Annotated in this window: 19 protein-coding genes; 15 read left to right on the top strand and 4 right to left on the bottom strand. The window is 50.1% G+C overall.

What is annotated here, in order from left to right; genetic code table 11:
- Positions 1 to 20 precede the first annotated feature (20 nt).
- Complete coding sequence (locus I2H39_RS14060; protein WP_138311004.1) at positions 21 to 1,115, top strand: alginate O-acetyltransferase; 1,095 nt, start codon at positions 21 to 23, stop codon at positions 1,113 to 1,115.
- Positions 1,116 to 1,147: 32 nt separating this feature from the next.
- Positions 1,148 to 2,038 carry a ribokinase gene (locus tag I2H39_RS14055; RefSeq protein WP_138311003.1) on the top strand — a complete coding sequence of 297 codons (891 nt, stop codon included), beginning with the start codon at positions 1,148 to 1,150 and terminating at the stop codon, positions 2,036 to 2,038.
- 1,126 nt (positions 2,039 to 3,164) lie between these two features.
- Here the strand turns inward: I2H39_RS14055 and I2H39_RS14050 are convergent.
- Both I2H39_RS14050 and I2H39_RS14045 read right to left on the bottom strand, forming a co-directional pair.
- Complete coding sequence (locus tag I2H39_RS14050) at positions 3,165 to 4,157, bottom strand: radical SAM protein (protein ID WP_195626750.1); 993 nt, start codon at positions 4,155 to 4,157, stop codon at positions 3,165 to 3,167.
- Positions 4,158 to 4,172: 15 nt separating this feature from the next.
- Entirely contained in the window at positions 4,173 to 5,063 is an 891-nt protein-coding gene (locus I2H39_RS14045) for a helix-turn-helix domain-containing protein (RefSeq protein ID WP_138311001.1), read from the bottom strand.
- A gap of 177 nt (positions 5,064 to 5,240) precedes the next feature.
- Between I2H39_RS14045 and uxuA the strand changes: the two genes are divergently transcribed.
- Complete coding sequence (gene uxuA / locus I2H39_RS14040; protein WP_138311000.1) at positions 5,241 to 6,290, top strand: mannonate dehydratase; 1,050 nt, start codon at positions 5,241 to 5,243, stop codon at positions 6,288 to 6,290.
- Between the two features lie 130 nt (positions 6,291 to 6,420).
- Complete coding sequence (locus I2H39_RS14035; protein ID WP_138310999.1) at positions 6,421 to 7,263, top strand: SDR family oxidoreductase; 843 nt, start codon at positions 6,421 to 6,423, stop codon at positions 7,261 to 7,263.
- Positions 7,264 to 7,341: 78 nt separating this feature from the next.
- Here the strand turns inward: I2H39_RS14035 and I2H39_RS14030 are convergent, their stop codons facing one another.
- Positions 7,342 to 8,559 (bottom strand): 6-phosphofructokinase, encoded by a 1,218-nt coding sequence (locus tag I2H39_RS14030; protein ID WP_195626749.1) that lies wholly within the window; start codon positions 8,557 to 8,559, stop codon positions 7,342 to 7,344.
- A gap of 242 nt (positions 8,560 to 8,801) precedes the next feature.
- Here I2H39_RS14030 and kduI point away from each other — a divergent pair, with 242 nt between their 5' ends.
- The 3 genes from kduI to I2H39_RS14015 all read left to right on the top strand — a co-directional run bounded on the left by kduI (position 8,802) and on the right by I2H39_RS14015 (position 11,324).
- Positions 8,802 to 9,644, top strand: a complete 843-nt coding sequence (gene kduI / locus I2H39_RS14025) for a 5-dehydro-4-deoxy-D-glucuronate isomerase (protein WP_138310997.1) — start codon at positions 8,802 to 8,804, stop codon at positions 9,642 to 9,644.
- 22 nt (positions 9,645 to 9,666) lie between these two features.
- A complete protein-coding gene (locus I2H39_RS14020; protein WP_138310996.1) occupies positions 9,667 to 10,473 on the top strand; it encodes a gluconate 5-dehydrogenase in 807 nt (268 codons plus the stop codon).
- Between the two features lie 143 nt (positions 10,474 to 10,616).
- Complete coding sequence (locus tag I2H39_RS14015) at positions 10,617 to 11,324, top strand: GntR family transcriptional regulator (RefSeq protein WP_138310995.1); 708 nt, start codon at positions 10,617 to 10,619, stop codon at positions 11,322 to 11,324.
- Positions 11,325 to 11,364: 40 nt separating this feature from the next.
- Here I2H39_RS14015 and I2H39_RS14010 read toward each other — a convergent pair whose 3' ends face one another.
- Complete coding sequence (locus I2H39_RS14010; protein WP_138310994.1) at positions 11,365 to 11,553, bottom strand: hypothetical protein; 189 nt, start codon at positions 11,551 to 11,553, stop codon at positions 11,365 to 11,367.
- Between the two features lie 157 nt (positions 11,554 to 11,710).
- Between I2H39_RS14010 and I2H39_RS14005 the strand changes: the two genes are divergently transcribed.
- The 8 genes from I2H39_RS14005 (at position 11,711) to I2H39_RS13970 (ending at position 19,426) form a co-directional block, all read left to right on the top strand.
- On the top strand, positions 11,711 to 11,929 hold the full coding sequence (locus tag I2H39_RS14005; RefSeq protein WP_138310993.1) for a helix-turn-helix domain-containing protein: 219 nt from the start codon (positions 11,711 to 11,713) through the stop codon (positions 11,927 to 11,929).
- Between the two features lie 233 nt (positions 11,930 to 12,162).
- Positions 12,163 to 13,608 (top strand): histidine kinase, encoded by a 1,446-nt coding sequence (locus tag I2H39_RS14000; protein ID WP_138310992.1) that lies wholly within the window; start codon positions 12,163 to 12,165, stop codon positions 13,606 to 13,608.
- A gap of 24 nt (positions 13,609 to 13,632) precedes the next feature.
- Positions 13,633 to 14,469, top strand: coding sequence for a response regulator (locus I2H39_RS13995; RefSeq protein WP_195626748.1), 837 nt, complete (start codon positions 13,633 to 13,635; stop codon positions 14,467 to 14,469).
- Positions 14,470 to 14,812: 343 nt separating this feature from the next.
- Positions 14,813 to 15,844 carry a TRAP transporter substrate-binding protein gene (locus tag I2H39_RS13990; protein WP_138310990.1) on the top strand — a complete coding sequence of 344 codons (1,032 nt, stop codon included), beginning with the start codon at positions 14,813 to 14,815 and terminating at the stop codon, positions 15,842 to 15,844.
- Position 15,845: 1 nt separating this feature from the next.
- Positions 15,846 to 16,349, top strand: a complete 504-nt coding sequence (locus I2H39_RS13985; RefSeq protein ID WP_195626747.1) for a TRAP transporter small permease — start codon at positions 15,846 to 15,848, stop codon at positions 16,347 to 16,349.
- Positions 16,346 to 17,653, top strand: a complete 1,308-nt coding sequence (locus I2H39_RS13980) for a TRAP transporter large permease (protein ID WP_138310988.1) — start codon at positions 16,346 to 16,348, stop codon at positions 17,651 to 17,653. Before I2H39_RS13985 ends, I2H39_RS13980 begins: the two co-directional genes overlap by 4 nt.
- Positions 17,654 to 18,005: 352 nt before the next feature.
- A complete protein-coding gene (locus I2H39_RS13975) occupies positions 18,006 to 18,917 on the top strand; it encodes an AEC family transporter (protein WP_195626746.1) in 912 nt (303 codons plus the stop codon).
- A gap of 347 nt (positions 18,918 to 19,264) precedes the next feature.
- Positions 19,265 to 19,426, top strand: a complete 162-nt coding sequence (locus I2H39_RS13970; RefSeq protein ID WP_171042713.1) for a hypothetical protein — start codon at positions 19,265 to 19,267, stop codon at positions 19,424 to 19,426.
- The last annotated feature ends 48 nt before the right edge of the window (positions 19,427 to 19,474 follow it).

Here is a 19,474-nt window from a genome sequence, read left to right as displayed (position 1 = left end):
ACGGAAAGTGAGCAGTACCTATGATGAAAAAGATTATGATTGCAGGGTTCTGGGCCCTGCTTCTGATACCTAATCTGCTGTTTCCCTTTGCAAAGGAAAGCGGTCAGACCGGCACCGGGGAAAACAGGAACCTGGCGGAGTTTCCGGTGTTTTCACCTGATACATACGAGGCTTATCCGGCTGCGGTCAACAGCTATATCAATGACCATGCGGCATTTAGAAATCTCTTCCTGAGCATGAACTCCATGATTAACTTAAAGCTGTTCGGCTATGCGGATTCCCAGGATGTGATTGTGGGAAAGGAGGGCTGGTACTTTTTTGCCGGGGGCATGAGTCTTTACGACGCCCTGGGAACCCAGCCCTTTTACCCGGATGACGCTGCCTGGATTGGCGGCCAGGTCATAAAGGCGGCCGGCTATTATGAGAGCCGGGGCATCCCATTCCTCATGATGATTGCTCCCAACAAGGAAGGAATCTACGGGGAATATATGCCGGATGCGTATAAGCGGGTCAGGGAGGGGAACCGGCCTCAGCAGCTGGAGGATTATATCCGGGAACATTCGGATGTGACGGTTCTGGACCCCAGGGAATACTTTAACACAAACCGGGATTTTGTGTGGTATTATAAGACGGACACCCACTGGAACAGCGCCGGGGGTTATGCGGCCGGCCAGATGCTGATAGAGGCATTGGGAGGCACACCTGTGCCTATAGAGGACGTGCAGGTGGATTATATCAAAGGAGCTCCCGGGGACCTGGCCAATCTGTTCCACCTGCCTGAGAAATACTGTGATGACCGGATTGCCCTGGTAAGCGGGTACCATGAAGACCTGGAGGTCCAGGTCCGGGACGTGAACGGGGATAAGAACATCGTCCATACAAGTACACCCGGTGCGCCGGATAAACGCCGGATAGCGGTAATCCGGGATTCCTTCGGCACAGCCCTTATGGACGTTCTGCCCAGGTATTTTGCCAATGTGGACTTTTATCATTGGCAGGCATTTGACCGGTCCCTTCTGGAGGAGAATCCTCCGGATGCAGTGATATATATGATTGTGGAACGGGACCTGACCCGGATTCCCCAGGATGTGGGGAAGATGGTGCCGGAAGAATAAAAAACAGATGAATGGAAAGGAGAAGGAGAATCATGAAGATACTTAATTACGGTTCACTGAACATAGATTATACCTATAGTGTGGACCACTTTGTCAGGGGCGGGGAGACTATGTCCTCGGAGGAAATGCATGTGTTTTCAGGCGGTAAGGGACTGAACCAGTCCATTGCTTTGAGCAAAAGCGGGGCAATGGTATGGCACGCAGGCGCCGTCGGCACCGGGGACGGAGACTTTCTCATCCGCCAGCTAAAGGAAGCCGGGGTACATACGGAGTACATTTCCCAGCTGGAGGGGAAGACAGGCCACGCCATCATCCAGAAAGCAAAGGACGGAGGCAACTGTATCCTTCTCTACGGCGGCGCCAACCAGCGGATTACCAGAAACATGGTGGATGAAGTCATGTCCCACTTTGAGAGGGGGGATTACCTGGTACTGCAGAATGAAATCAGTGAGATTGGCTATATCATGGAGAAGGCCCATGAAAAGGGCATGATGCTGGTACTGAATCCCTCTCCTATGGATGATAAAATCAGCACCTATCCTCTGGAATATGTGGACTATTTCCTGCTCAATGAGATTGAGGCAGGCGATATATGCGGGGAGCAGGGCAGCGGTGAGGAGCTGCTTCAGAAGCTTTCATCCAGGTTCCCCGGGGCCAGAATCGTCCTGACACTGGGCGGGGACGGCTCCCTTTACTGGGACGGCGGACAAATCCTGACACAGGGTATCTACAAGGTTCCTGTGGCGGATACAACGGCAGCCGGGGATACCTTTACCGGTTTCCTCATTGGAGGCCTGGTGCAGGGCCTGGATGCCGGGGAAGCCCTTGACCTGGCGGCAAGGGCGGCTGCGATTGCGGTTTCACGTCCCGGGGCAGCCCCCTCCATTCCGTCCAGAGAAGAAGTGGAAGCGTTTCGTGGCTGATGAAAACAGCTAAAAGTAAGTAATAGGAAAAAAGATGCCTGTATCTGTGAGATATAGGTATCTTTTTTTGGAAAAAATCAGAATATTTAAATAATTACTACAAATAAAACATTAAAATGTGTATTAAAATAGGAACAATTGTAATTAAATGGATTAAAATATTAATAAACTAAAAAAATAATAAAAAGATTAAAAAAGTGTTGACAAATGCGGGGGCATTTACTATAATGAAAACAACAAAAGAACAGAGAACAAAAGATTTCAAGGAACTGTAGACAATCAGTTCACAAGTAATAAAATCTAAGCAAAGGAGGTACGGACCGCCAAAGACTTAAATTTTGTTTCATTTATAATATTAAGAAATTAAATTATAAATGAGACCAGGAAAAACCAATCTACCTAAGTGAAACGCTCAAACAGAAACGTAATTTTAAGAAATTGATTTAAAGAAACAATCATCCAATCGGTTGGTAAACAGTTCAAGAAGTAGCAAGTTTTCATGAGTTAATGAAGTTCATATGTGAATGGGTAAGTTCACAAATAGATGATTTAATAAACGAAATACAAGTTATATAGATTGAATGTTTTAAGAGCAATTGCAGTTATTTAAAGATATGAATTAAAGATACAAACTGTTGAGTGAAGCATTTATAAACAAATGAATGATTGAATTTGTAACACTATCTCAAGTGTATCAAAAAATGTAAAGTCGGTTTAGTGATATGACGAGAAAGTATTATTAGAACGAAAGATGATACCGGATAGTAAAGAAAAAGCAATAAAAGAAATGAATCAGACATAAGTGAAGAAATGCAGAAGTAGGAGCGAAGTAGCGGAACGTAGAATGGTGTAACAACTTAATATAGAAAAAGCCAGAAATAATTAAAAAGATTGTTTCGGAAAAGTGAGGTTTAGTCCAATGGACGAAATAGTTAGAAGACGGATATCGTAATCTGCGAACGTGGTTAGTCAAAGATTCGATATCCGTCTTCATGTGTTTTATGCTAAGTCATGAAGGGGCTTTGGCCGTGAGAGGCTTTGTTGGATGAGTTGGGACGGGATGGCGCAGCCGGATAGGCAGGCGCTTTTTTTGCGGTCAGGGCTGCGGTTTTTCCAGGTTTTTGGGTTAAAGCCCCTCTAAATCAAAGGGAGGCGTATACTCTTCCCTGGCGCTGCTTTTTTCCTGCATGAATCCCTGGGTGAGTCCCAGCCGGATGGCGGCATCCACCACCTTGTCATATTCGTAGGAGGTGATACGGCGGTTCAGCTCCGGGTATTCCTGGTTCCTGACATAGGGCGTGTACTGGCTCATAAGGCTAATCATATACCGGCCTCTGGGCAGATTGGTGCTCATCCATTCCAGCAGGGCAATGGAGTCGCTGCGGTGTCCCGGCAGGACCATGTGACGGATGATGACGCCCTTTGCCAGCAGTCCGGAATGGGAGGACTGGTAAACCGGGGCGCCGGTTTGGTCAATCATCTGCCGGACGGCAGCCGCCGCTGTCTCAAAATAGTCCTTTGCCCGGGAATATCTCTGGGCCAGACGGTTATCATAGTACTTGAAGTCAGGAAGCCATATGTCCACATAATCCTTCAGGGCCTTTACTGTCTCCACACGTTCATATCCGCCGCAGTTATAGACCACAGGGATGGTAAGCCGGGAGCGCACCTGGTCCAGGGCGGAGATGATATGGGGCAGGTACTGGGTGGGTGTCACCAGATTTATGTTATACGCCCCCTGGTCCTGGAGCCGGAGGAATACCTGGGCCAGTTCCTTAGAGGTCAGCTCACGGCCGAAATGTCCGCTGCTGATTCGGTGGTTCTGGCAGAAACAGCATCCCAGGGTACACCCGGAGAAGAATACGGCGCCGCTGCCTCCGGGGGACGGGATACCGCCGCCCGGTACAGGGGCACCTCCGTCCGCTGCCGGGATACCGCCGGAATCCCCACCGCCGCTGATACAGGGCTCTTCCCAGTGGTGGAGGGCGGCCCTTGCAGCTGTAAGGCAATGGCTGCAGCCGCAGAACCCGGTGGTGCGGCTGCGGTCGATTCTGCACATCCTGGGGCAGAGGCAGCAGTTTGTGTATGTGTCAAAGGAAAGGATATCGGGTGTATTCATGTCGGTTAAATCCCCTTATATGGTGTAATCCTGCTGTTCGGGCAGGCGGTGCTGCTCCCTGTACTCCTTGGGAGAAACGCCGTACTCTTTTTTGAATGCCCGGAAGAAGCTGGTGTAGTCCTTGAAGCCGTACTGGAGATACACATGGCTGATGGGCTGGTCGGACAAGATGGCGTTTTTGCTGGCATGCAGCCGCTTTTTCAGGATGTACTGGTGGAGCGGAATGCCCATGTTGTCCTTGAATATGTGGGAAATATGGTATTTGCTCACATAGAAGAAGGATGACAGGCTGTCCAGGCTTAAATCCTCTTCCAGGTGCCGGTTGATATAATCGCAGATATTCAGGTACAGAACATTTTCATAGACAGCTGATTTCTGGTGCAGACTGTCATAGAGAAGGCGGTTCACATATACCAGGAAGGAGACTGCCATAAGCTCTGAGACAAGCCGGTGGAAGGAGCGTCCGCCCACCCGTTCCTCCATCAGGTCGGTAAGCTTTCCCTGAATCTCCTGGGTGGTGATGGTATCTGTGTGGAACCGGTAGGTCTGATGGCTCTGGGCATAGTCAAAGCAGTAGGTCAGCTCTTCATCGGTCTGGCGGAGCCTGTTATGGTAATCCTGGTTCAGCCAGAATACGAATCTGCGGTACGGTTTATCATGGGAATGGAACTGGGGATAATGGGGCGTATCCGGCGGAATCAGCAGGCAGTCCCCGTATTCCAGATGATAGCTTTTATCACCAATGTGGTATTCCACATCGCCTTCCAGGAAAAAATAGAACTCGTAGTAGTCATGCTCATGGGCATCCACGGATTTCAGCGCGGTGTCATTGTAATAGAAGAGTTCAAAGTCTCCGGACTGCATATATTGCCGCGTGTTAAAGTCCATGGACAGCTGTTTTTTCACGGGAGTCCCTCCTCTCGGGAAACATGATTCATCATGATTTTATCCCCATCTTAGCATGAAACAACAACATTTGCAATATGGACGGCAAGTATCACTATGGACGGAAACAGGGTTTCTGTTATAATAAAACCATAGGTTAGGGAACGTAAAACAACACTTTTTAGGAGGAGTTTACACATGAAATTATCATTCAGATGGTACGGGGAAGACGACAAGGTAACACTGGAGAACATCCGCCAGATTCCGGGCATGCAGTCCATCGTTACGGCTGTATACGATGTTCCTGTAGGCGAAGTGTGGAGCAGGGAGAGCATTGCAAAGCTTAAGAAGCAGGTAGAGGATGCGGGCCTGGGCTTTGACGTGATTGAGAGTATTCCGGTCCATGAGGATATAAAGCTGGGTAAGGCATCCAGGGACAAGTACATCGAGAATTACTGTGAGAACATCCGCCGTGTTGCGGAGGCAGGCGTTAAATGTATCTGCTACAATTTCATGCCTGTATTTGACTGGACCAGAACCCAGTTAGACCATGAACTGGCTGACGGCTCCACATCCCTGGTGTACTATCAGGAGCAGGTGGATGCAGTAAATCCTCTTAACAGCGACAGCGACCTGACACTTCCCGGTTGGGATTCCAGCTATACTAAGGACGGCCTTAAGGCTGTGGTGGAGGAATACCACAACCTGACAGAGGAGAATCTGTGGGACAACCTGAAGTATTTCCTGGAGCGCATCATTCCGGTTGCAGCTGAGTGCGACGTGAACATGGCAATCCATGAGGATGACCCATGCTGGAGTATCTTTGGCCTTCCAAGAATCATTACCTGTGAGGAGAACCTGGATAAGTTCTTAAAGCTGGTGGATGACAGGCACAACGGAATCACACTGTGTACCGGCTCCCTGGGCTGCTCCGCCAAGAACGATGTGGTGAGACTGGCCGGTAAGTATGCTGCCATGGGAAGAATCCATTTTGCGCATCTGAGAAATGTGGCTGTGCTGGACAACGGCTTTGAGGAAAGGGCCCATCTGTCCTGCTGCGGTTCCCTGGATATGTTCGGCATTGTAAAGGCGCTGGTGGAGAATGGGTTTGACGGATATGTAAGACCTGACCACGGACGTATGATTTGGGGCGAGACAGGAAGAGCCGGATACGGCCTGTATGACAGAGCCTTGGGCGCCACCTATCTCAACGGCCTGTTCGAGGCTGTGGAGAAGATGGGCCGGTAATGTCCGGACAGCGCAAAATCAGACAGAAAATATAGTATGAGTCAGGAAAGGGCCGGGAAGAGATTTCTCAGGCCCTTTTTCTCCCTTATCCTGCAAGGATAAGCGGAAACAGAGAGAGGAGGAAGGAAAGGTGGTATTGGGGACGGATTTGACAGGAAAGATGGCGGTGGTGACCGGAGCAGGGGGAATCCTCTGCGGCATGTTCGCCAGGACCCTGGCCCGGGCCGGTGCTGCGGTGGCCCTGCTGGATATAAATCTGGAGGCGGCCGAGGAGACTGCCAGGGACATACGGGAGGCCGGCGGTACGGCTGCTGCCTACGGAGTGGATGTCATGGACAAAGAAATGCTGGAAAGCGTACACGCCAGGGTGCTTGCCCAGTTAGGACCCTGCGATATCCTGATTAACGGCGCGGGAGGCAACCAGGCCAGGGCCAATACAACCAAGGAATATTTTGAGATGGGGGATATTGAGGCCGATGTGGCCACCTTTTTTGACATGGAATGCAAGGGCGTACAGGGGGTTCTGGATTTGAACTTTTTAGGCGGATTTCTCACCTGCCAGGTTTTTGCCAAGGATATGGTGGGACGGGAGGGATGCAATATCATCAACATTTCCTCCGCCAGTGCGGCCAGGCCCCTTACCAGGATACCTGTATACAGCGGGGCAGTGGCTGCCCTCAGCAATTTTACCCAATGGCTGGCCGTGCACTTTGCAAAGGCCGGAATCCGGGTCAATGCCATTGCGCCGGGATTCTTTGTGACCAGGCAGAATGAAGGACTTCTCTATGAGGAGGACGGAAGGCCGGCGGCCAGGACCGCCAAGGTTCTGGCCGCCACTCCCATGGGGCGGTTCGGTAAGCCTGAGGAGCTGAACGGGGCCCTCCTGTTCCTGCTCAACAATGAGGCGGCCGGTTTTATCACGGGAATCATACTTCCGGTGGACGGCGGGTTTTCTGCGTACTCCGGGGTGTGACGAATGGACTTCGGAGAGTGCATTGGAGGGGCTAAGGACTGCATTGGAATAAGGAATGTATTTGTATGAACCCTGTGATTATTTCCGGTACAGATATTTTGGCAGTCCGTTCTCCATAATGTGGTCCGGCTGTCCCTGAATCAGGGGAAGGGCATAGTCCAGGAATTCCGGTCCGATGTCACAGCCGTTCTCCGTAATCCACTGCGCCGGAAAGGATTTTTCACGGTTGCACACATTGCCCACCGGGGTGAGTCCATATTCAAGTACATATCCAGGCCCTGACAGGCGGGAACAGGTAACCATTTTGCCGGTTTCTCCCTGCAGGGCCTTTTCTACAGCCTTCCTGCCGGAACACTCTGCTTCCATGACATCGGCGGCAGAGGCCAGAAGACTGCTGCACCGCTGGTTGACATTCAGCTCCACGGAGCGGACCTTGACATGGAAACGGTTGCGGATGTAGCTTTCCAGTATTTTGGCGCAGCCCGTGAGCATCTTGTGGCCAAAGGTGTCAATCTGGGCGTCGTTGGTGTACTCACAGATAAAACGGCCTTTTCCGTCGCGGATGCCTTCGGATACGCAGATTACCACATTGGGCTGCCGTGACAGGGCCTGCTCCACATCCCCAAAGAACTGCTCCATGGAAAAGGGTGTTTCCGGCATATAGATTAGAAGGGGATTGTCACCGGGGTATTTTCTGGCAAGAGCGCTGGCAGCTGTCACCCAGCCGGCATGGCGGCCCATAAGCTCCACAATGGTTACAGCCGGCTGCTGGTACACGGAGGCGTCCAGGGAAATTTCCCGGACCGTGGATGCCACATACTTGGCAGCGCTTCCGTAACCGGGCGTATGGTCTGTCACAGGCAGGTCATTGTCAATGGTCTTGGGCACTCCTATGAAGGAGATGGATTCATGGCGGATTTGGGCGCACCGGGAGAGCTTGTCAACCGTGTCCATGGAATCATTTCCGCCGATATAGAAACAGGCGCCTATGTTCATGGATGCAAATTTTTCAAATAAAAGACGGTAGATTGGTGCATCCAGGTTTTCTGGCAGCTTGAACCGGCATGAGCCAAGATAAGCGGCAGGGGTCTGCTTAAGCAGGACCAGCTCCTCAGTGGTAAGAGAGGACAGGTCTGCCACATGGCCTGAGAGGAAGCCTTCAATGCCGTTTACCATGCCGTATACACGGCCGGTCTCATCAGGCCGGGCCATCCCCTCTGCAATGACTCCATATAAGCTGGCGTTTATGACGGCTGTGGGGCCGCCGGACTGGCCCACCAGGATATTTTTCTTCATATTCATTCTCCTCGCTGTAATGTTTCATGGTCAAACACGGTCAAGTATATAATAAACAGTCACACAACGCAAGTCTTACTGTAGTGAACATGCATAGAAAATCCCTGCAATTTTGTAGAATATGCCCATTGCAAAAGATATACTACTATGATAATCTGTATACAGATTCAAAAAGTTGTATACAAATAAAAGGAAACAAATACAAATCAAAGGAAGTCAAGTTTAAAGGAGGAAACAAGATAATGGATATTCGCTATTCTGCAAATCAGAGGGATGTAAAGCGTTACACCACCCAGGAGCTGAGGGATGAGTTCCTGATTCAGAACCTGTATGTGGCCAATGAGGTAGTGGCAGTGTATTCACATGTGGACCGCATGGTGACATTGGGATGTATGCCTACCACAGAGACTGTTTCCATAGATAAGGGAATTGACTGCTGGAAAAACTTCGGCACCCGCTATTTCCTGGAGCGCCGTGAGATTGGCATTTTCAACATTGGAGGCAGCGGCGTGATTGTGGCTGACGGACAGGAATTTAAGATGGGATATAAGGACTGTCTTTATATCACAAAGGGAACAAAGGAAGTATATTTTTCCAGCGACGACGCCTCTGCACCGGCTAAGTTCTACATGGTAAGCGCACCGGCCCACACTTCTTACACCACCACCTTCATCCCCATTGCAAAGGCAGCCAAGAGGCCCTGCGGAGCATCTGAGACAGCCAATAAGCGTGTTATCAACCAGTTTATCCATCCGGACGTACTTAAGACCTGCCAGCTGTCCATGGGCATGACCGTACTGGAAGAGGGCAGTGTATGGAACACCATGCCGGCCCACACCCATGAGCGCCGCATGGAGGTATATATGTACTTCGAGGTTCCGGGAGATAATGTGGTATTCCACATGATGGGAGAGCCTACCGAGACAAGGCATATCGTGATGAAGAACGAGGAAGCTGTTATCAGTCCTTCCTGGAGCATCCACAGCGGGGCAGGTACATCCAACTATACATTTATCTGGGCCATGGGCGGAGAGAACATGGAGTTTGACGACATGGACACCATGATGCCAAACCAGATGAAATAATTAAAACGAGGAGGAAAAAGAAATGGCAGATTATTTAAATAACTTTTCACTGGAGGGCAAGGTAGCCCTGATTACAGGCGCTTCCTACGGAATCGGCTTTGCCATTGCAAAGGCCATGGCAGGCGCAGGAGCCACCATCGTGTTCAATGATATCAAGCAGGAACTGGTTGACAAGGGACTGGCGGCTTACAAGGAAGAGGGAATTGAAGCGCACGGCTACGTATGCGACGTTACCAGTGAGGATGCTGTCAATGAGATGGTTTCCAAAATTGAGAAGGAAGTGGGCGTGGTGGATATCCTGGTGAATAACGCAGGGATTATCAAGAGGATTCCCATGTGCGATATGACGGCTGCTGAGTTCAGACAGGTCATTGATGTGGATTTGAATGCCCCGTTCATCGTGTCCAAGGCAGTTATCCCCAGCATGATTAAGAAGGGCCACGGAAAAATCATCAACATCTGCTCCATGATGAGCGAGCTTGGCCGCGAGACCGTATCCGCATACGCGGCAGCAAAGGGCGGACTTAAGATGCTGACCAAGAACATTGCCTCCGAGTACGGTGAGTTCAACATCCAGTGCAACGGCATTGGGCCCGGCTATATTGCAACACCCCAGACCGCTCCGCTGCGCGAAATCCAGCCCGACGGCTCCAGGCATCCATTTGACCAGTTCATTGTAAGCAAGACTCCGGCAGGACGCTGGGGCGAGGCAGAGGACCTGGGCGGGCCTGCTGTATTCCTGGCTTCTGATGCATCCAATTTCGTCAACGGCCTGGTGCTGTATGTGGACGGAGGAATCCTGGCTTACATCGGCAAGCAGCCTAAATAATCCGGCTTGAATTTTGCAGGGGAATCATTTATAATATAGACCAGTTGACAGTCCGGCAGCTTTTGATGCGGCCGGACTGTTTGATAAGAAAAAACGTACTTTGTGCTTATGCTGTGTGCAGGTATTGATAAGGGGGTCCAGCCATGGGAGAGATGAACTTCAAGAACCGGGGAGAGCTTGTATACGAGACACTTAAGCAGGAAATCCTGGATTTAAGGCTTAAACCGGGCCAGATGATTAGTGAGAATGATATATGCGAGCGCTTCGGTGTGTCCAGGACGCCGGTGCGGGATGCCCTGCGTCTTTTGCAGGAGCAGGGGTTTGCGGAGACCATTCCCTACCGCGGCACCTATGTGACCCTTCTGAGCCTGGATAACATCAAACAGATGATATATATGCGGGTGGCTGTGGAAACCATGGTGCTGAGGGACTTCCTGGAGGTACAGACCCCCATGGTTATTGAGGATATCCGCCACAGCATTGCCCAGCAGCGGGCCATTATCAGGGAACCGGGGTTTGAGCCGGAGCAGTTTTACCGCATGGATGCACAGATGCACTCCATCTGGTTTGGGGCGGTCAGGCGCCAGAAGCTGTGGGAAATGCTCCAGGCCCAGCAGCTCCACTATACCAGGTTCAGGATGCTGGATTTTATCACGGAGACGGATTTCATGCGCATCATTGGCGAGCATGAGGATTTGTTCCGCCTGATTGCGGATAAAAATGAAAAGGCGCTGGAGGAAGCCCTGAAGGAACATCTCTATTACAGCATGAAACGTATGCGTCATTCCATTGAGGTGGACTATAAGGATTACTTTGAGGAAGAAAATGAAGAAGGGCGGTTTGTCATTTGACAGGCCGCTCTTTTGCGTGAGGAACAGGTTTGACGGACACCTACTTTTTCAGGTAGATTCTTTCATCCGGGTTTTCCTCCAGATATTCTTCCAGCTCCTCCGGTGACAGGCGGGAGCGCACCTCCTCGAAATAGGCCGCTCCATCCATGGCCATGAACTCCGTCAAACGGCGGACTACCTCTTCATCTTCCAGAAGCTTTTCCATGCCTTCCTTTGTGAAATAATCCATTTGTCTTGTCCTGCCTTTCAGATATGTAAATGAGAGTATTTACATTTATATAGTATATTCGTAATTGCGAAGATATTCAAGATGTGAAATCTAACTTATGCTTAATCTATCTAAGAAACCAGCCCTTCGGCGGCTTGAGCGTATACAGGAGATAGAGATGATAGATTATTCACCATTCTGGAAGACACTGGAGCAATCTGAGGAAAATTGGTACACACTTACAAAGAAGCACCGCGTGTCAGACAGTACCCTGCACAGGCTGAAGCACAACATGGATATATCCATGAAGACTGTGAATGACCTTTGCAGGATACTGGACTGCGATATTGAGGATATTGCAATGTATGTGCCTTCCGAAAAGGACCAGCTGCTGTGATGGTTCGCGGCTTATGGCTGGAAAGCCCAGAAATAAGCTGGGGAATGCAGAAAAGAGCAGGAAAAGCAGAAAACGCAGGAAAACGCCCATGCCGGTAAATAGAAGATTATATTACCGGCTGCAGGCGTTTTTTGCTGTGAAAAATTGCAAAGTTCCGTCATGTTTTTGGTTTGTCTCTTCCAAAATGGTAAAATCTATTATAGAATAAGCTATGAGCGATGGAGGTAGACTGCATGAAAGGAAGGCAAGGAAGAAAACTGCATGGTATTTGGTTGTCCTGCTCCCTGGAACGGAAGGTCCGATGGATTACCATTTCCACGGCCGCCGTGGTCATCCTGTCCATAACAGCGGTAATGCTGGTTGCGGGCTATGGAATGAAGGGATTCGGGGATTTGCTCATGGGAAATTCACGGAGTCTGGCTTTTTGGTCGGCCATGGATGCTGAAAGCAGCTCCTTCCGGTATTATGCAGGAGACAGGACGCCTGAGAACAGGGAGAAGTATGAGATGTCCTGTGCCAGGACCCGGACAGCCCTGAAGTCCCTGCCTTTTGACTATGAGGAGATTGGGGCGGAACGGTACGGCGCCACCTGGTCTATTTTAAATATGTATGAGAATTACGCCAAAACCAGGGATGCGTTTCTGGAGCTGGAGGAAGATGCCCCGGATTATCTGGACAGGCTCTACACCGTTTACCGGGTTCAGGGGTATCTGGAAACCCATGCAGGGCGCCTGGAGCAGATGACTGTGGAATCAGGCAATGAACGGTATGAGATGCAGCGTCCCCTGTTCATCATCGTGCCCGTGGTCAGCATCCTGTGGGGTGCGGCAGCCCTTTTGATGGTGAGATGGCTGAACCGCTCCGTACAGAGAAGCATTGTCCGCCCCATGGTGGAGCTGGCAGAGGATTCCAGACGGATTGGGGAAAATGATTTCACAGGCCCTGACACCCATGCGGAGGGGGAGGATGAGATTGCCAGTCTGGTCAGGGCCTTTTGCACCATGAAGGCCAGCACCAGGGGATACATCGAAGCCCTGACGGAAAAGCATAAGATGGAAAAGCAGCTGGACGAGGTAAGGCTTCAGATGCTGAAGAACCAGATTAATCCTCATTTTCTGTTCAACACACTGAATATGATTGCCAGCACGGCACAGATTGAGGATGCGGCCGCCACGGAGAAGATGATAAATGCCCTGAGCCGCCTGTTCCGCTATAATCTAAAATCCACGGATTCCGTGATGCCCCTGGGGCGGGAGCTTAAGGTGGTGCAGGACTACATGTATTTACAGCAGATGCGTTTTGGGCAGAGAATCCGCTATGACACGGACTGCAGCCCGGACACCCTGGAGGTGCTGGTGCCTTCCTTTGCCCTGCAGCCGCTGGTGGAAAATGCCATTATCCACGGCATTTCCCCCAAAGGCCAGGGGGGGAGGATACATGTGCGCTCATGGATGAGGGGAGCGAGGCTATGGATATCGGTGGCGGACACGGGCCGGGGAATGGCCCTGGAACGGCTGGAGGAAATACGCATGGCCCTGGAACAGGGGGATGAGAAGGCCACCGGCGTCGGGGTTGGGAATATATACCGCAGGGTCCATGGCATGTATCAGGACGGCGAGGTTTTCATATACAGCAGTGAGGGACGGGGAACGGTCGTGCAGATGGCCTTTACACCCTGATGTCAGGACGAAAGGATGGGATATATGTATCGTGTATTGCTGGCGGATGATGAACAGATTGAACGGATGGCGCTGGCCAAGCGTCTAAAGCGGCATTTTGGCGACAGCCTGGATATCAGCGAGGCAGTAAACGGGGCAGAGGCCCTGGAGACATATAAAAGGAAAAAAAGCCAGATTGTGGTTATGGATATATCCATGCCGGAGATGAACGGGGTGGAGGCAGCCGAGCACATCCGCAGCCTGGATGAGGACTGCATCATCATTTTCCTGACAGCGTATGACGAGTTTTCCTATGCAAAGAGAGCCATTGTCATCCGGGCACTGGACTATCTGCTGAAGCCCTGCGAGGAGGAGGAACTGGTAGCTGTCATGGAGGAGGCCATGCGGCTGACGGACAAACGGCTGACGGATAAGCGGCTGGCAGAAGCGGGGAAAGACAATGAGCCGCCGGATGGGGATGAGAGCCCGGAAAAAGCCTGGCCCGGCAGTGGACCGGCAGAAGGCCAGCCCAGGGACGACGGGGACGGGCGTCTGGCCCAGGTGGCGGAAACCATACGGGAATATATAAGAAATAATTATATGAAGGAGATATCCATGCAGGATGCGGCCAGGATGATGAATTATTCGGACGCCTATTTCTGCAAGCTGTTTAAACAATGTTTTGACCAGAATTTCACATCCTACCTTACAGGCTTCAGGGTCAATGAGGCCAAGAAGCTGCTGAGGGACAGGCGTATCAGCGTCAAGGACGTGAGCATGCAGGTAGGGTATTACGATTCCAATTATTTTGCAAAAGTGTTCAAGCGCATGACCGGAATGATACCATCCGAGTATAGGGATAGTGAGACTGCACAAAAATAGACGCAGGTTTTTGTGCATTTGTGCGAAGGTGGCTAGAAAAAAATGGGGGAGGACAAAATCTTCTTCCCGTATGACAAACTTTTACGGTACAAATTAAAAGCCCTTGGCTATATAATTAAGAAAGTGTTAAGAAGGCGCCAATAAATCTTAACGTTTTCTGGTTGATAGCCAAGGGGCTTTTGCTGTGGAGGAAATGGACCGGGACTCTTAGGGAGTCCGGCAGCAGGCAGTAAAAGGCCGCTGTTTTGCAGTATGGGAAACAGTATTTCAGACCAGAATAAACAGGAACGCAGGTTTCAAGGATGCATTGAAACAAAAGAATTCGCCGTATGAAGGGAAAGGAATGAAAAAAGTGAGAAAATTCATAAAGAGAGTGGCGGTTGCCGCGCTTGCGGCTGCTGTGGCAGCAGGTCTTACAGGCTGTGGCTCAGTGACTTCCGGAAAGCGGATAATCCGCGTATCCCATGCCCAGTCAGAGACACATCCGGAGCACATAGGACTTCTGGCTTTTAAGGAATATGTGGAGGAACGGCTGGGAGACAAGTACGAGGTTCAGATATTCCCCAATGAAATCCTGGGTTCTGCCCAGAAGGCCATTGAGCTGACACAGACAGGGGCCATTGACTTTGTTGTGGCCGGAACCGCCAATCTTGAGACGTTTGCAGGCGTATACGAAATTTTCAGTATGCCCTATCTTTTTGACTCGGAGGATGTGTACAAGTCTGTTATGCAGGATACGGATTACATGGAAAAGGTTTATGAGTCCACGGACGAAGCCGGATTCAGGGTAGTTACCTGGTACAACGCAGGCGTCAGGAATTTTTATGCCAAGACCCCCATCCATACCCCTGATGACTTAAAGGGAAAGAAGATAAGGGTTCAGCAGAGCCCGGCCAGCGTGGCCATGGTCAATGCCTTTGGAGCAGCAGCAGCCCCTATGGGATTTGGTGAGGTATATACGGCCATCCAGCAGGGCGTCATTGACGGCGCGGAGAACAATGAGCTGGCGCTTACCAACAACAAGCACGGCGAGGTTGCCAAGTATTATGCCTACAACAAGCACCAGATGGTGCCGGATATGCTGGTTGCCAACCTGAAGTTCTTAAATGGCTTAAGTCCTGAGGAGTACCAGGTATTCAAGGACGCGGCTGCCCTGTCCACGGAGGTGGAGCTTAAGGAGTGGGATAAGAGCATTGAGGAAGCCAAGGACATTGCCATGAATGACATGGGCGTGGAATTTATCGACGTGGACGTGGATGCGTTCAAACAGAAGGTCCTGCCTCTGCATGAGACCATGCTAAATGATAATCCTAAGATTGTGGATTTGTACAACCATATCCAGGAAATAAATGAAAAAGCGAAGGGAGGAAAGTAGAATGGAGACAATGCATAAAGTGAGAGCCAGAATCATGCAGGTTCTGGGAATTTTCATCATCTGCCTGTTTATGCTGATGACTGTAATCGGAACCTATCAGATTGTTACCCGCTACTTCTTCAACAAGCCAAGTACTGTTTCCGAGGAACTTCTGACCTACAGCTTCACATGGATGGCGCTGCTGGCCTCCGCCTATGTGTTCGGCAAAAGGGACCATATGAGGATGGGATTTCTGGCAGATAAGATTAGCGGTACCGCAAAGAAATACCTGGAAGTCATCATTGACCTCCTGACCTTTGCCTTTGCCGGTGTTGTCATGGTGTACGGCGGTATTGCCATCACAAAGCTGACCATGATTCAGACCACCGCATCCCTCAGGGTGCCCATGGGATATATCTATGTGATTGTACCTGTGACAGGCATCATCATCATGATGTTCAGCCTGATGAACGCAGCAGACATGCTGCACACGGATTTCAGCAAAAAGGAGGATGCAGGGGTATGAATATAGCAGTAGTCTGCGGACTGATTATTTTAGTGCTTTTGGTTGTGATGCTTTTGGCGGGAGTTCCCATCGCAGTGGCCCTGGCAGTGTCATCTATCTGTGCAATCCTTCCGGTGCTCAATACAGGGGCAGCCGTGCTTACGGGCGCGCAGAGAATTTTTTCAGGCATATCCGTATTCAGCCTTCTTGCCATTCCGTTTTTCATCCTGGCAGGAAATATCATGAATAAGGGCGGTATTGCCATCCGTCTCATTAACTTTGCAAAGCTGTTTACAGGAAGCATACCAGGCGCCCTGGCCCATACCAATGCTGTGGCAAACATGCTGTTCGGCGCCATCTCCGGCTCCGGCACCGCAGCCGCCTCAGCCATGGGCTCCATCATTGGACCGATTGAGGAAGAGGAAGGATATGACAGGGATTTCTCTGCGGCGGCCAACATTGCCACAGCTCCCACCGGCCTTCTGATTCCTCCAAGCAATGTTATGATTACCTACTCCCTGGTCAGCGGCGGCACATCCGTGGCAGCCCTGTTCATGGCAGGATACATTCCAGGCATCCTCTGGGGGCTTGCCTGTATGGCGGTTATCTTCTATTTTGCAAAGAAGAAGGGGTACCGCAGCACCAGGAAATATTCCAACAGTGAAAAGGTGAAGGTATTTTTCCAGGCCATTCCCTGTCTGCTGATGATAGTTATTGTTATCGGCGGTATTATCAGCGGTATTTTTACGGCTACAGAGGGAAGCGTGGTGGCAGTGGTGTACAGCCTGATTCTGTCCCTGTTCTTCTATAAGTCCATCAAGTTTTCTGAGCTGCCTAAGATTTTCCTGGACAGCGCTGAGATGACAGGCATCATCATTTTCCTTATCGGTGTGTCCAGCATCATGAGCTGGGTCATGGCCTTTACGGGAATCCCCACAGCCGTATCCGAGGCAATGCTGGGTATCAGCAACAACCGGTATGTGATTCTTTTCATCATCAACATCCTTCTGCTGATTATCGGTACATTTATGGACATGACGCCTGCCTGTCTTATCTTTACACCCATTTTCCTGCCAATCTGCCAGGCCCTGGGTATGAATACCGTACACTTTGGTATCATGATGATATTCAACCTGTGTATCGGAACCATCACGCCTCCGGTGGGAACCACGCTGTTTGTGGGTGTTAAGGTGGGTAAGACCAAGATTGAAAATGTAATTAAGCCGCTGTTATTGTATTTTGCAGCCATATTCGCTGTGCTGCTGCTTGTATCCTATGTTCCGATTCTGTCTATGTGGCTGCCGGGACTGCTGGGATATGTATAGGCGGTACAGGAGTTCTTAGCATGAAACAGCCTCTGCGGAGGGTCGCGGACCGGGACGCATGTAAGGCTGCGCGCATTATTTCATAAGGGTTTGGAAAGACCGGCGCCAGGTGGGGGCCGGTCTTTCCGGCTTTTAGGCGGGTTCTTGTTTTGTTATTGCAGTTTGCCGCTGTTTTTGATATTATTACTAGGGTGCGCAGATGGCAGAAATGAATTTTCGAACAGGCCCTAATACCTGCGCAGTTGAGTGATGCGGCAGAAGGGGAATGGAAATGGGTAATGCAAACGTGAAATGTAAATATAGAATGCTTATATTGGGGCGGATAGAGTAAACGGATGGGAGAATTGGCAAAATGGCAGAAGTGTTGATGAAGGCCGGGTCCTTTGTGGCCGTAATAATTATGGGAAATCTGCTGAGAAGGGCAGGTTTTTTTAAAGAGGAGGATTTTTATGTCTTATCAAAAATCGTACTTAGGATAACCCTTCCCGCAGCAATCATATCTAATTTTTCCGGAATTGACCTGAAGCCCTCCATGCTGGTGATGACGCTGTTGGGATTTGGCGGAGGAATTCTGTATATCAGTATGGCATTTATAATGAGTATTGGGAAGAAACGGGAAGAATGGGCATTCAATACCTTGAATCTGCCCGGATACAATATAGGCAATTTCACCATGCCCTTTGCCCAGGGTTTTCTGGGACCCATGGGTGTGGTGGCTACCAGTTTATTTGATACCGGAAATGCGTTCATCTGCCTGGGAGGGTCCTACAGCGCTGCAGTGATGATTAAGGAGAAAAATACCAGGTTCAGCATTCTGCCGGTTATGAAGACGCTGCTTAAATCCGTACCCTTTGACGCCTATCTGCTCATGACCGTGCTGTCGCTTCTTCATGTGGCACTGCCTGCGCCCATTACCACATTTACCGGAGTCATTGGAAATGCAAACGCATTTATGGCTATGCTCATGATCGGGGTTGGGTTTAAGCTGAATGGTGATAGCAGCCAGCTGGGGAAAATCGTGAAGATACTTGCGGCCCGGTATTCGGCGGCCATTGCGTTGGCCCTAATCTTTTACTTTCTTCTGCCATTTAGCATGGAATACAGGCAGGCATTGACCATACTTGCCCTTAGCCCCATGTCCTCTGCTGCGCCTGCATTTACAGGGAACCTGAATTCGGATGTGGGACTGGCAAGCGCGGCCAACTCCATATCCGTGGTAATCAGCACACTGCTGATTACCGGAACACTGCTGATGATATTGTAGGGATTCTGGGAGGGGTGACCGGGGAAGATACAGCGGGGAGTCCAGAATAAATTGGGGAGAAAAAATAATTAAAAAAAGTTTTGCAGGTGTGTATAATTCTTTGGAACGGGGCCATAATAGGAGTATACACGAAAGAGAAAATAATTAATACTTATCCTCCCCTTTTTAAATCAGCTCCGGCGCAATGGCGTGTCGGGGCTGATTTTTTGCGGGGTGAGTGCTATTTGTTCTCATGCAGCTACTGCGAGAGCGGAATGTCATGTACGCAATCCCGTGTTGGACCCAATTCCATATATGAATACATGTTTCAGACTGCCATGGTACATACTATCCCAGAGGTGATGATTATGAAGCAGGGAGAACAGAAATCCACAAAAGAACTGGAAGAGCAGGCAAAGAATGTCGAGACATTCAATCCACGTTGGCACGACGGAGCGTTTTTGGGGCCTAATACACTGAGACAAAAGGCAGATAGTGATGTTTATGGGAAAATGGAAGGGGAGCCGTAGGGCTTCTCTTTTTTTGCGGTGAAAGTCCTGTCAAATTCTGTTCTGATT

It is taken from the genome of Clostridium sp. 1001283B150225_161107_B6, assembly GCF_015556325.1.
Taxonomy (GTDB): Bacteria; Bacillota; Clostridia; order Lachnospirales; family Lachnospiraceae; genus Enterocloster.
The sequence above is the reverse complement of the archived record's forward strand: the minus strand, read 5'-3'. Positions and strand labels throughout refer to the sequence as shown.

Bases quoted from the DNA above. Each gene is read 5' to 3' on its own strand.
- I2H39_RS14010 (WP_138310994.1), bottom strand. From the start codon at position 11,553: ATGGATTATTTCACAAAGGAAGGCATGGAAAAGCTTCTGGAAGATGAA.
- I2H39_RS14015 (WP_138310995.1), top strand. From the start codon at position 10,617: ATGGGAGAGATGAACTTCAAGAACCGGGGAGAGCTTGTATACGAGACA.
- I2H39_RS13970 (WP_171042713.1), top strand. From the start codon at position 19,265: ATGAAGCAGGGAGAACAGAAATCCACAAAAGAACTGGAAGAGCAGGCA.
- kduI (WP_138310997.1), top strand. From the start codon at position 8,802: ATGGATATTCGCTATTCTGCAAATCAGAGGGATGTAAAGCGTTACACC.
- I2H39_RS14060 (WP_138311004.1), top strand. From the start codon at position 21: ATGATGAAAAAGATTATGATTGCAGGGTTCTGGGCCCTGCTTCTGATA.
- I2H39_RS14055 (WP_138311003.1), top strand. From the start codon at position 1,148: ATGAAGATACTTAATTACGGTTCACTGAACATAGATTATACCTATAGT.
- uxuA (WP_138311000.1), top strand. From the start codon at position 5,241: ATGAAATTATCATTCAGATGGTACGGGGAAGACGACAAGGTAACACTG.
- I2H39_RS13980 (WP_138310988.1), top strand. From the start codon at position 16,346: ATGAATATAGCAGTAGTCTGCGGACTGATTATTTTAGTGCTTTTGGTT.
- I2H39_RS13985 (WP_195626747.1), top strand. From the start codon at position 15,846: ATGGAGACAATGCATAAAGTGAGAGCCAGAATCATGCAGGTTCTGGGA.
- I2H39_RS13995 (WP_195626748.1), top strand. From the start codon at position 13,633: ATGTATCGTGTATTGCTGGCGGATGATGAACAGATTGAACGGATGGCG.
- I2H39_RS14005 (WP_138310993.1), top strand. From the start codon at position 11,711: ATGATAGATTATTCACCATTCTGGAAGACACTGGAGCAATCTGAGGAA.
- I2H39_RS14030 (WP_195626749.1), bottom strand. From the start codon at position 8,559: ATGAAGAAAAATATCCTGGTGGGCCAGTCCGGCGGCCCCACAGCCGTC.
- I2H39_RS14020 (WP_138310996.1), top strand. From the start codon at position 9,667: ATGGCAGATTATTTAAATAACTTTTCACTGGAGGGCAAGGTAGCCCTG.
- I2H39_RS14050 (WP_195626750.1), bottom strand. From the start codon at position 4,157: ATGAATACACCCGATATCCTTTCCTTTGACACATACACAAACTGCTGC.
- I2H39_RS13975 (WP_195626746.1), top strand. From the start codon at position 18,006: ATGGCAGAAGTGTTGATGAAGGCCGGGTCCTTTGTGGCCGTAATAATT.
- I2H39_RS13990 (WP_138310990.1), top strand. From the start codon at position 14,813: ATGAAAAAAGTGAGAAAATTCATAAAGAGAGTGGCGGTTGCCGCGCTT.
- I2H39_RS14000 (WP_138310992.1), top strand. From the start codon at position 12,163: ATGAAAGGAAGGCAAGGAAGAAAACTGCATGGTATTTGGTTGTCCTGC.